Origin of the sequence: Nocardia altamirensis NBRC 108246, from assembly GCF_001612685.1 — a bacterium.
Lineage (GTDB): Bacteria > Actinomycetota > Actinomycetes > Mycobacteriales > Mycobacteriaceae > Nocardia > Nocardia altamirensis.
Genome location: NZ_BDAY01000139.1, coordinates 1 through 11,714 on the forward strand (window position 1 = coordinate 1; position 11,714 = coordinate 11,714).

Annotated in this window: 10 protein-coding genes; 4 read left to right on the forward strand and 6 right to left on the reverse strand. The window is 67.6% G+C overall.

Features of this window, described 5'->3' with window-relative positions; genetic code table 11:
• Positions 1–1,559: ATP-binding protein (locus NA11_RS43060; protein WP_245746584.1), on the reverse strand; the 1,559-nt coding region annotated here is incomplete at its 3' end.
• A 234-nt stretch (positions 1,560–1,793) separates the two neighbouring features.
• Here NA11_RS43060 and NA11_RS43065 point away from each other — a divergent pair.
• From NA11_RS43065 to NA11_RS43075, 3 genes are all read left to right on the forward strand, one after another.
• Positions 1,794–2,150 carry a VOC family protein gene (locus NA11_RS43065; RefSeq protein ID WP_069167897.1) on the forward strand — a complete coding sequence of 119 codons (357 nt, stop codon included), beginning with the start codon at positions 1,794–1,796 and terminating at the stop codon, positions 2,148–2,150.
• Between the two features lie 58 nt (positions 2,151–2,208).
• Complete coding sequence (locus NA11_RS43070) at positions 2,209–2,664, forward strand: iron chaperone (protein WP_069167898.1); 456 nt, start codon at positions 2,209–2,211, stop codon at positions 2,662–2,664.
• Between the two features lie 214 nt (positions 2,665–2,878).
• Positions 2,879–3,907 carry a methyltransferase gene (locus NA11_RS43075; protein WP_084655594.1) on the forward strand — a complete coding sequence of 343 codons (1,029 nt, stop codon included), beginning with the start codon at positions 2,879–2,881 and terminating at the stop codon, positions 3,905–3,907.
• On the opposite strand, the gene NA11_RS43080 is transcribed toward NA11_RS43075, so the two are convergent.
• Genes NA11_RS43080 through NA11_RS43100 form a run of 5 tightly spaced genes read right to left on the reverse strand, consistent with a single transcriptional unit; the run spans position 3,858 to position 10,692 of the window.
• Positions 3,858–4,994: a glycoside hydrolase family 88 protein gene (locus NA11_RS43080; protein ID WP_069167899.1), complete on the reverse strand. Its 1,137-nt coding sequence runs from the start codon at positions 4,992–4,994 to the stop codon at positions 3,858–3,860. The two genes, NA11_RS43075 and NA11_RS43080, sit on opposite strands and share 50 nt — an antisense overlap.
• Positions 4,981–7,626 carry a hypothetical protein gene (locus NA11_RS43085; RefSeq protein ID WP_245746585.1) on the reverse strand — a complete coding sequence of 882 codons (2,646 nt, stop codon included), beginning with the start codon at positions 7,624–7,626 and terminating at the stop codon, positions 4,981–4,983. The genes NA11_RS43080 and NA11_RS43085 overlap by 14 nt, the downstream gene beginning before the upstream one ends.
• A gap of 35 nt (positions 7,627–7,661) precedes the next feature.
• Entirely contained in the window at positions 7,662–8,510 is an 849-nt protein-coding gene (locus NA11_RS43090; protein ID WP_218023500.1) for a carbohydrate ABC transporter permease, read from the reverse strand.
• Positions 8,507–9,394: a carbohydrate ABC transporter permease gene (locus NA11_RS43095; RefSeq protein WP_069167901.1), complete on the reverse strand. Its 888-nt coding sequence runs from the start codon at positions 9,392–9,394 to the stop codon at positions 8,507–8,509. The genes NA11_RS43090 and NA11_RS43095 overlap by 4 nt, the downstream gene beginning before the upstream one ends.
• Entirely contained in the window at positions 9,391–10,692 is a 1,302-nt protein-coding gene (locus NA11_RS43100; protein ID WP_069167902.1) for an ABC transporter substrate-binding protein, read from the reverse strand. The genes NA11_RS43095 and NA11_RS43100 overlap by 4 nt, the downstream gene beginning before the upstream one ends.
• Before the next feature lie 124 nt (positions 10,693–10,816).
• Between NA11_RS43100 and kduI the strand changes: the two genes are divergently transcribed.
• The gene (gene kduI, locus NA11_RS43105; protein WP_069167903.1) at positions 10,817–11,635 is read left to right on the forward strand and encodes a 5-dehydro-4-deoxy-D-glucuronate isomerase; all 819 of its coding nucleotides are present in this window, start codon (positions 10,817–10,819) and stop codon (positions 11,633–11,635) included.
• Positions 11,636–11,714 lie beyond the last annotated feature (79 nt).

The following is an 11,714-nucleotide window of genomic DNA, read 5'->3' on the forward strand; positions in this document are numbered from 1 at the left end:
AACATGTCCTCGCCGCGTCTGCGGCACCCGGCCACCTGAGCGGCGCAGCGCAGTGCGGCGGCCGCCGCGGCCGGATCGTCGGTGAGCGCGGCCGCTTGCTCGAACCGCCGCTGAGATTCGCCGACCAGATTGCGGGTGAAGGTCAGCTCCGCCATGGCCAATGCCAACGCGTGCGCGGCGGCACGGTGCTCGGGCTGTTCCGCCGCCCACGCCAAGGCCGCGCGCATATCGTCGACGGCCGAGTCGAATCCGGTGCGCCACGCGGGGGTGGTCGGCCCGGCGAGCACGGCGGCGGTCGCCGAACACCAGCGCAGATGGCGGGCAAGCACTTCGGGCAGTTCGCCGGTCTCGATGAGCTGCTCGGTCTCGTACTGGCGGATCGTCTCCAGTGCGCGGTAACGGGTGCCGCGAGCGGTCGGCACGGCGGCGAGCAGGCTCTGTTCGGCTAGCCGGGCGAGCCCGTCCGCGACGGCGTTCGGGTCCAGCGGCGGATACCCGGCCACCTCGGCGGCATCGGCGGCGGTGAACGGCGCGACGAACACCGCGATGCGCCGCAGCACCTGCTGGTCTTCGGTGGTGAGCAGCGCCTGACTCCAGTCGAGCATGGCGCGCACCGAGCGATGCCGGTCGTCGGCCCTGCGTCCGCCGACGAGGAGTCGCAGCGGATCGGCGAGGCTCGCACTGAGCCCATCGAGGCCGAGGGTGGGCAGCCGCGCGGCCGCGAGCTCGATCGCCAATGCCAGCCCGTCGAGCCGCTGGCAGATCTCGGTCACCTGGCCGAGCTGCTCCGGATGGATCGGCCAGCCAAGGGCGGCGGCCCGATCCAGAAACAGCGTGACCGCGTCGTCGTCGCCGTCGAGACAGAGTGGGGGAACCACATAGACCTGCTCGAAGGGCACCAGGAGCCGGGCCCGGCTGGTGGCGAGGACGGTCACCCGCGGGCAGTGCGCGAGTAGGCGTTCGATGAACGGCGCCGCGCCCTCGCGCAGGTGCTCGCAGTTGTCGAGCACGAGCAGGGTGTGGCGTCCGGCCAAGGCGTTGAGCACGGAGTCGTCGATGCTGCGGCCCTGGTGTTCGCCGAGGCCGAGCGAACGCGCCACCGCGGCTCCGGTCATCGCCGGATCTGTCACCGAGACCAGGTCGACGAACCAGGCGCCGTCGGCGAACTCGCCGGCAAGGTCGGCGGCAACGGCCAAGGCGAGCCGGGTTTTGCCGACGCCGCCAGGGCCGAGGGCGGTGATGTGCCGATGCGCGGCGACCGCCGCGCGCAAGGCGGCGCGTTCGCTGGCTCGGCCGACGAACGAGGTCAACGGTGAAGGCAGGATGGCGATCGCTTCGCTGGTCGGCTCGTCCCTGGCGAGCTCCGCCGCGCGGCCGGCGAGCGCTCGGCGATCGGGAACGCCGACCTTGCGCAACAGCGACGACACGTGGGTTTCGACCGTGCGCACCGAGATATAGAGCTCCGCGGCGATCTCGGCATTGCTGCGATGTTGCCCGACCAGAGTCAGGACTTCGGCCTCCCGGTCCGAGATCCCGGCGGCGACCTTCTGCTTTGACACGTCTCCATCTTCGCGTATCGGGCACGTTCGGGTGCGGGCACGGGGGTTACGTGCTGATTCCGTGGTGCTCTCCGTGGTCGGCACGGATGTCGCGCCGCTGCCCCGAACCTACCGTTATTGCCATGGACGCAACAGGAACCGCTTACCGGAGCAATCGCCCTCCGAGTGCTCGCCGCACTGCCGTTCGCTTGTCGGCCTGACCATTCCGACCCATCTAGAACACCAGGAGAACCAATGTCCGCCGCACCGGCCAGGGGTATCAAGACCATGCTGCACCCCGTCTCCGACCTGGCGAAGGCCAAGGCGGTGTACTCGGCGCTGTTCGGGGTGCCGCCGCAGATCGAGAGCCCCTACTACGTCGGCTTCGACCTCGAACACCAGCACATCGGGCTGGTGCCGGACGGCGGACCGCAGGGCATGACCGCGCCGGTCGCCTACTGGCAGGTGGCCGACATCGAGGCGCGGCTCGACGAGCTCACCGCCGCGGGCGCCACCGTGCGGGAGCCGATCCGCAGCGTCGGCGAGGGCCGCAGGGTGGCCACCGTCACCGACCCCGACGGCAATGTCCTCGGTCTGCTGGAAGACCGCTGAAGCCGAACCAGCCCACCGATTCATCCCGAAAACATTCGCACAGAAGGAAATCAGAACAATGGCTACTCAGAAGACCGCAACCAGGACCGCCGTGAGCTTCTCCGAGGAAGAGCGCGCCGCGATGAAAGAGCATGCCCAGGAACTCAAGACGGCGGCCCGCCGTGGTTCCCGCGCTGCCAAGGCGGACGGCGAGAACGACGTGCTCGCCAAGATCGCCCAGATGCAGGACTCGGATCGGGTGATGGCCGAACGGATCCACGCGATCGTCAAGGCGAATGCCCCCGGACTGACCCCGAAACTCTGGTACGGCATGCCCTCCTACGCCAAAGACGGCAAGGTCGTCTTGTTCTTCCAGAGCGCGGAGAAGTTCAAGGCCCGCTACGCGACCCTCGGGTTCAACGACATCGCCACCCTCGACGACGGCACCATGTGGCCCACCGCGTTCGCCCTCGTCAAGCTGACCGCCGCCGACGAAAAGGCGATCGGTGCACGGGTCCAGAAGGCAGTGCGCTGAGCGCCCGCGAGGATCAGGACGAGAGCCCTTGCACAGCAAGGGCTCTCGTCTTATGACGGGTCATGGGTCGGCTGGTCGGCTGGGCGGTCCGATACATTGACGGGATCTCGGCGCGGCGTCCAGCATCAGGTGAGCGACAGGCCGGCACGGCGACGCGACCGGATGAGATCTGCTCCACCACGTCGCTATCACGCCGAAGGAAGTAGGAGAAGACATGTCCGACACCACGACGATCGACGAACAGCCGATCCCCGCGTCGATGATTCTGTACCTGAGCGGATTTCAGGTTTCCCAGGCCGTCTATGTCGTGGCGAAGCTGGGGGTCGTGACGATACTGGAGCAGGAAGGGTCGCAACCCGTCGGCAAGCTCGCCGAACGCACCGGAGCGCAGCCGGAGGCACTGTCCAGGCTGATCCGGACGCTGGCGCCGTTGGGGCTGTTCACCACCGGACCGGGCGACCTGGTCACGGTCACCGAGATGGGGGCGGTGCTTTCGGAGAAGCATCCGCTCTCGATGCACGAAGTGGCCTGCATGTGGATGGAAACCCACTACCTGCCGTTCAGCGAGCTGCTGCACACTGTGCGCACCGGAACTCCCGGTGCGGAAAAGTATTTCGGCGAGCCGTTCATGTCATGGATGGCCGCAGAGCCGGAGCGTGCGGCCCAGTTCAGCCGGGCGATGGCCGGGGTGACGGTGAGCTTTCGCAACATGTTCGACAACTATCAGCTGCCCGAGGGCCGGACGATCGCCGACATCGGCGGCGCCGACGGCAGCGTGCTGATCGAGTTGCTGAAGCGGGACGCCGACACCACGCGGCGTGGCATCGTTTTCGATCAGCCCAATGTCGTCCCGAACGCCGAACGCACGCTGGCGGCCGTCGGTCTGGCCGATCGGGTCGATGTCGTTGCGGGCGACTTCTTCACCGCGGTCCCCGCCGCCGACATCTACCTGCTCAGCTACATCCTGCACGACTGGGACGACGCGTCGAGTCGCCGCATCCTCGCCGCGATCGCACAGGCCGCCAAGCCGGGCGCCCGGCTGTTGGTCGTCGAGGGGATCGTGCCCGACGGCGACGAGCCGCACCTGACCAAGGCCATCGACCTGACGATGCTCGGCATGGTGTCCGGGAAGGAGCGCTCCGAGCAGGAGTACCGCGATCTGCTCGACTCGGCGGGCTACACCCTCGACCGCATCATTCCCACGCCGAGCCCGTACGCGATCCTCGAGGCAACGCTGCGCTGACGCCGGATTCGTGGGCTCGGAGCGCGGCGGCAATGGCGTGCAGGGCAAGACCCTGACCCCATGGCTGGCCGCGATCGTTGCGAATGACGCTGTAGCCGAAGGGAATCAGTTGCAGGACGGTGCCCGCGCTGACTCTGGTGAGGGTGCCGGTGGGGTCCACGTAGGCGAGCGCGCCTGCGACCGCGCGCCAGCCCGCTCGGGGGATCTCGGGTGGGCAGTGCGGGAGCAGGAGTGCGGTGCGCAGCATCGCGGCGCTGATGCCTGCTGCGGCGGAGGGTTCGAGGATGCCCGCGTTCTCGGGCTGGTTGTCGACCAGGACGCTCCAGACGCCGTGGTCGGGCTGTAGCGCGGCCAAGGTGGTCAGCTGGCGGAGCAGGAGGTCGGTGATCCGGTCGAGTTGTTCGTGATCGACGGGGACCCGGCCTCGTGCGGCCAGTTCGAGGTATTCGACGGCACTGAGTGCGCACCAGGCGTTTCCGCGGCCCCAGAAGTTCCAGAGGGTTTGGCCGCGATGCGACCCGTGCGCGAAGAGGCCGGTGTCGGGGTGTTGCAGGATGGCGGCGTGGGCGAGCAGTTGCTCGCCGAAGGCAGCCACCAAGCGTGGATCGCGCCGGTGCTCGCCGAGGTGGCCGAGGAAGACGCCTGCCATGAAAGTGGTGTCGGCCCAGACTCCGTCGGGCCAGTGCTCGAGTGCGCCGTTGGGCGCCCTTGTGATCGAAGGGGATTGCGCGAACCACTGATCGAGGAGATCCGCGGTGGCCACCAGATCGGGGTAGTCGGTGGCGGCGATCAGGGCTGCGGTGCCCGGGGCGAGGTTGTTGACGTGGGAGACGCTGATGCCTGAATTGTGGTGGTGGCGTAGCCAGTCCACGACGGCGGCGGGTACCGGTCGGTGTCTGGCCTGGGCGAAGCGCACGATGCCGAGCAGGCAGACGCCTTCGCCCCAGAACCAGGAGGGCAGGCCCGTGGACCAGGTGCGGGCGACCAGTCGCTCACCGACATCTATCAAGGCAGCGGGCGAGAGATCGGTGCGGGGCGGGAGTGGGGGAGCGGCGTGCAGTGCCGAGGTCAGATCATCGCCCGACACCGGTGGCTCCGGTGTCCGAAAGCGCCACGGCGCTAGGCGGTTCGATCCGACAGCCGTTGGCCAGGTCGAGGACGAGCCGGTGGCCGTGCCAGTCCGCCGCCAGCTGGTCGGCCCCGAAGGGAACGTGCACGGCGGGGTTGTCGAGATGGGTGGTGTCGGCCGAATCCAGTGCCGCACTGCCATTCACGGTGAAAACGCCGGGCCACGACAGGGCGAGTGTCCTGCCGTCGCGTGCGCGGAACGATACAGCGTCGGGCGTGAACACCGGTTCGGTGAGCGCGGAAACGAAGTCGGCAAACGAAGAGTCGGTCGTTGCCCGTCCGACGGTCGCGACGTAGGCCAGGCCATCGCCGTTGGGTAACCAGGTCTGTCCGCACCCGTCTCCGGTCGTGCGCGCGCGGAACCCGCCGGAGGTGGCGACGGCGACGAACCCGTCGCCGACGCGGCCTGCCAACCACGGCCCGTGCGTGGTCCATTCGTCGAAATGCGGTGTCGGGAACCACAGGTGGGTCGTGCCGAGGCGGTCCGCCTCGGGGATGCGGTGCAGGACGAGGACGGTGTCCCGGTGCTGGTGGGCCCGCGGCAACACCCGGTGTCCCGCCCAGGCATTGGGTCTGGCCGATGACGACGTGCTGTCCGTCGCGGGGTGCGTCGCGAATACCTGCACCTCGGGCCCGAGTGTCGCGCCCCAGATGTGTTCCTGCAGACCGGGCAGCCCGGAGCGGTAGTCCTGAACGCTGGACAGCATCGCCTCCGGTGTCCGCCACACGCGCAGATCGGAGCGGTACGGCCGCTCCAGCAGATCGTGGTGTCGTCGATACGTGCCGGAGTAGACCTGGCGCCCGTCCCATTCGTCGGGTATCTCGGTGGCGACCGCCCGGATCAATTCGGGCAGCCGATACTGGGTCGCGGTCGCCAGCGCGGTGGCAGGCAACACTGCCCCGTTCAACGAGCCTGTGCCCCACAGGATCCACATGATCGGCGCGGTCTCTTCGAATCGGGACGACCGCAGCGTCGGCACATAGGAGCGTCCGTGTGCGGCACCGTGGACCCCGCGCCACGAGTTGCTTGCCAGGGTGAACAGCGCCTTGTCGAGCAGGACCTCGGCCAGGCGCCGCAGCTGGTCGTCGGGTGCGAATTCGATCCAGGTAACCAGGGCGAGCGCATCGATCGCGAGGTAGGCGTTGGAGTCGAATTCACTGAATCCGCCAGCGAGCTTCTGCCGCATCCAGTCCTCGGCAAGGCGCGTCCCGTGTTCGGCGTGCTCGCGCCCGGACCAGCCGGTGTTGCCGAACTGCGCCGCCGGAAACAGCTCGCCGATCATGGCTTCGGCCGTGTGCCAGACGAATTGGTGGTTCTCGGTGAAGTAGCACATGGCGTCGAGACCGGGCTGGTCGATCCAGTACTTGAAGCCGAGCAGTGCCTGCTCGACTCGCTCGCGCTGCGCCGGTGACCAAGTGTCGAGCCGCCGCCACAGGTGGACCAGTCCGACGGCTTCGAAATCGGCACAGTCGGCACGGGATTCGATCATCCACAGTGCCGGGGCGAGATCGTCGTCGGACAGCTTCTCGGCAGGATCGAGGCAATGCCGGGCGAGGGCACGGGCTATTCCGGGTGTGCCGGAAGCGACGTGGCGCAGCAGTTCGTCACACCACACCGTCGGATCGGTGCCGACCGGCACGGCCCGGTGCACGGCGGGCACGCGCGCCGCGCGCAACCTGCGGACCACCGGTGCCGCCGAATCATCGACTCGGACGGTCAGTTCCGCTTCGCCGGTACCGAGCATGGACGCCGTGGCGGTCTCGGCGGCACCGGGGAGGGTGAATTGCGCAGTGCCGTCGGTCAACTCCACCGGGGTCTCGGCACCTCCGCTCACGGAAACCAGATACCGCGCCCCGACCGGGCCGCTCAGCGTCACCATCCCGTCGGTACTTGCCCACGGCGCGAGCCCGACCGCGTCCAGCATGGCTTCCGCCACCGCCGAACGGTATTCGTCCGCACCGGCCGTCGGTAGCACCACCCGCACCGGCAAGCCCCACACGCGCAACCCGGCAACCTGCCTGCATTCGCGGAACGCCACCTGCCAGCTGACCAGATGCACCGCGGTGAGCCCGGACCGCAACCGCACCCGCGCCTGGGTCCGGTACGGCTCCATGTAGGCGAAATCCGTTGCCGACAACACCAACTCACCGTCGACGAAGAGAGCCACCGGACCCGTACATTCGACCTCGAATACCCGATACTCGGCTTGATCGACTTCGAAGACCGTTGCGGCGATCGCCTGCCGATACTCCGGCGTGTAGCAGAACTCGCTCCAGTCGAGCAGCCCGTCCGCGCCCGCACGCCAGTGTTCCCACCGCGCCTGCCGACTGTTGCCCCAGCCCAGATCCCACGAAAAGCCACCGCCCGCCACCACTTCGGGCAGCGAGGGCGCGGCGGCCAGCGGATGCTTCCGGTAGAGAATCTGCTTCAACGGCGCCACGTCCGGACCGTTGGTCAGCACCCAGCGGCCATCCGGCCCCCACGGACTGCCCTGCGCGTTGAGCACCTCGTGCAAATCGGCGCACGGTGTCGACAACGCCGCCGTGCTCAGCCAATCGCGCACGTACCCACGCCGATCGAGGGCATGCACCGAACGCTCCTCGGCAGCAAATCTCGGTATCCGACTCATCGCACCGCCCCACTCACCAACCCGGAAATGATCTGCCGCTGCAGAATCAGGAACACCACGATCACCGGAATGATCGAAACCACGGACACCGCGAGAATGTGCGGAAACGGGATCGCCTGCTGCCCGGCGAAGCGCGCGATCGCCACCGGCAGCGTCTGTTTCGACTCGTCCTGGGCGACGATCAACGGCCACAGGAAATCGTTCCACCGCCAGATGATCGAGAAGATCGCCAGCACCGCCAGCGCCGGACGGCACAGCGGCAACACGATCCGCCAGAAGATGGCGAACTCGCCTGCCCCGTCGATCCGCGCCGCCTCGATCGTCTCGTCGGGCAGCGACAGCATGTACTGGCGGAGCAGGAACACCCCCGTCGGTGTCGCCGCGGGCGGAATGATGAGCCCGAGAAGCGAATTGGTCATGCCGAGCGCGGAAACCACCTGATAGACCGGCAACAGGATCACCTGCAGCGGAATCATGATGGTGGACAGCGTGATCAGGAACAGCAGGTCGCGACCGCGAAAGTTGTACTTGGCCAGCGCGTAGGCGGCCATCGCGTTGATCAGCAGGGTGAGCAGCGTCGCCGCAACGGTCACGATCGTGCTGTTGAGCAGGTAGCGCCCGAAGTCGAAGGCGGCCAACCCGGTTCGATAGTTGTCGAAGGTGGCCGCGTGCGGGTACAGCGTCGGCGGCTGCGCGGCCAGCTCGGCCTGACTCTTGAACGAGGACAACCCTGCCCAGACCAGCGGCGCGATCACGATGATCGCGCCGACGATCAGCACCGTCGTGCGCACGATCGTGCCGACCGATGGTGCGCGCCCGGTGGTCGAGACCCACTGGCCGGTCACATCGCCTCCTGACGCCTACCGACCAGGTAGTTGAGGAAGGTGACCGCGAAGACGACGAGGAACAGGATCACCGCCGCGGCGCTGGCGAGCCCGTAACTGATCGGCGCGTGAAATCCGTTGGTGTAGACGTACTGCACGATCAACGTCGTCGCACCGACCGGACCGCCGCCGGTGAGCGTGTAGATGAAATCGAAGGCCTGAAACCCCGCGATCGTGGCCAGCGTGATCACCACCATCGTGGTCGGCCGCAGCAGCGGCAGCGTGATGCGCCGGATCAGCTGCCAGCGGCTCGCGCCGTCGATGGTGGCGGCTTCGTAGAGCGCGCCGTCGATCGACTGCAGCCCGGCCAGCACGATCATGGTGTAGAAGCCGAGATGGATCCAGACCCCGACGACGATCACCGAGACGAGCGCGAGGGACGGATCGACCAGCCACGCGGGATGGCCGAAGCCGAGCGCGCTGGTCACCTGGTTCACCAACCCGGTCTGGCGTTGCAGCGCCGCGTTCCACACCAGCCCGACCACCACCGGCGACACCACGATCGGCAGAAAGTACGCCGCACTCAACGCGCCACGCCCGCGCCGTTGCGAATTCAACAGCAGCGCAAGGCCGGTCGCCAGCACCGTGCTCACCACGACGAACGCGACGACGAACAGCACCGTTTGCCGTGCGACGTCCCAGAATTCGGCGCTGTCGAGGATGCGCCGATAGTTGTCGGTGCCGACCGGACGGAAGGTTCGCCCGTTGTTGCTGTCGTAGAAGCTGAGGTTGAAACCGTTGATCGCGGGCCAGATGGTGAAGAGACCGAAGATCACCATGTTCGGCAGCACGAACAGATACGGCGCGACCTTGCGCCGATTGATCAGGCGCTTGCCTGCGGTCATTTGGACGCCTTGATGATGTCGGCGATCTGCGCGCGCAGGTTCGTCACGCAGGTGGCGACGCTCTCCTGCCCGGCGACCACCTTGGCGAACTCCTTGATGAGCGCGTTGGCCGCGCCGGTGAAGGCCGGGCTGGCCGCCGCGACGAAGTCGACCGACGGGGTGACCTCGATCTGACGGATGAAGGTGTTCATGTCGGCGTCGCGGGACGGATACTGCACGCCTGCGGCCACCAGATCCTTGCGAGTCGGCAGCCAGAAGGCGGCCTTGTCGATCTCGCGCTGGTTCTCGGCGCGGTTCATCCACTGCACGAAGGCGGCGCCGAGCGTCGGCTCCTTGCTGCGGGCGAAGGCGACCATCATCTTCATGCCGGGGAACCCGCCGCATTCGGCGGCACAGGGATTGGGCACGGTCGCCCACGCGAACGGCGCCGATTTGGCGAACGAGCCGACCTGCCACGGCCCGGACAGATACACCGGGGCCTGTCCGGCCAGGAAGGCTTCGTTGCCGCCCTTGTAACTGGTGCCCGCGCCGAGCCAGAAGTCCTTGGACAGCTTGTTCGTCTGCAGCAGGTCGTTGACCATGCCCAACGCCTGCTCCGCCTTGGCCTGGTCGAGGCCGACCTCGCCGTCGGCGCCGATCAGGGTGGTGCCGTAGTGGCTGAGGATCGTGCTCAGTCGATTGCCCGAGACGTCCATCGTCAGCGCGAACGGCATGCCGTTGGCCTGCGCGACCTTCGTCGCGTCGGCCATGAACTCCGGCCAGGTCCGTTTGTCGGTTGGACCCGGTACCGGCACACCGGCTTTGGCGAAGGCGTCGGCATTGACGAAGGGGCCGTTGATGGTCTGGTCGCTCGGCACCGCGTAGAGGCGGCCTTCCTTGTCGCGGGTGACCGCCAGTGCGCCGTCGGTGAATTCGTCGGCGTAGGACTTGCCGAAGTAGTTCGCGAAGTCGATCACCTCGCCCCGGTACAGGTACCAGTCCTGCACCCGGGCGACCTCCGGTGCGGTGCCGGATGCGATGCGTGCCTGCAGCGCGGTGTTGAGCTGGGCGAAGGGGACGACCTGCAGATCGACCGTGGCACCGGTTTCCTTCTCGAAGCCGGCGATGGCCGTCTTCGTCGCATCGAGGTCCGGTCCGTCGGTGAAGTACACATAGGTCAGGCGCTTGCCTTGAAAAGACTTGAAGTCCACGGTGATCGGCCCGGTCGGGGCGTTCGATTCCGGCTCTCCCGGTGCGCAGGCGGTCGCTGCAAGCAGCCCCGCGGCGATCAATCCGACGAGTCGTGCCCTGAGTCGCATGCGCGTTGCTCCTTGCCTGCGGGGGCGGCACCCTTGCCGCGGTCTTGCTTGATACGGCATACTCCTCCGGCTTCCCTTGTGAGGGAAAGCACTTTCCGTCAGGCGGGAAATCAGAGGTGACTCCATGACAGACGTCCGTTACCCGACAAGTCCTACGGAGATGGCCAGGCTCGCGCCGGAGGAACTGCGCGAGCGTTTTCTGGTGACCGATTTGTTTGTCGCTGGCGAGGTTCGGTTCACGCTGTCCCTCCACGATCGGCTGCTGATCGGTGGTGCGATGCCAGGCGGCGGCGAACTCATTCTCGCGCCACCGGCCGAGTTGCGTGCCGAAAACCTGTGTGACCGACGTGAACTCGGCATCGTCTGCCTGGAGGGCGCCGGCTCGGTGACCACGGACGGCCAGCAGCATCCGGTGTCCGCGGAGGACATCGTCTACGTCGGGCAGGGCGCCGAGACGGTGTCGGTGGCGGGCGACGCGGTCTTCTACATCGTCTCCGCGCCAGCGCATCTCGCCCACCCGACCACCCTGATCCCCCGCGCATCGGCCGAGAGCGTGCGAATCGGCGATGCACACAAGGCAAGCGAGCGGACGCTGCGAAAGTACGTGCACGAGGACGGCGTTCGCTCCTGTGAGCTCGCGCTCGGCATCACCACCCTCGAACCGGGCAGCGTCTGGAACACCATGCCGTGCCACACCCACGATCGGCGCACCGAGATCTACCTCTACTTCGGGCTCGACCCGGCCGAGCGCGTCGTGCACCTGTGCGGCGAGCCGACCCGCACCCGCAGCATCATCGTCGCCGACCGGCAGGCGGTGATCAGCCCGCCGTGGTCGGTGCACACCGGGGCAGGCACCGCCCCGTACCGGTTCGTCTGGTCGACGGCGGGGGAGAACCTCGCCTATAACGACATGGATCTGGTTGCCACGGAGTCGCTTTCGTGACCGACCCGTTCCGGCTGGACGGACAGCGCGCGCTGGTCACCGGCGCGCGCACCGGCATCGGCAGGGCCGCCGCGCTCGC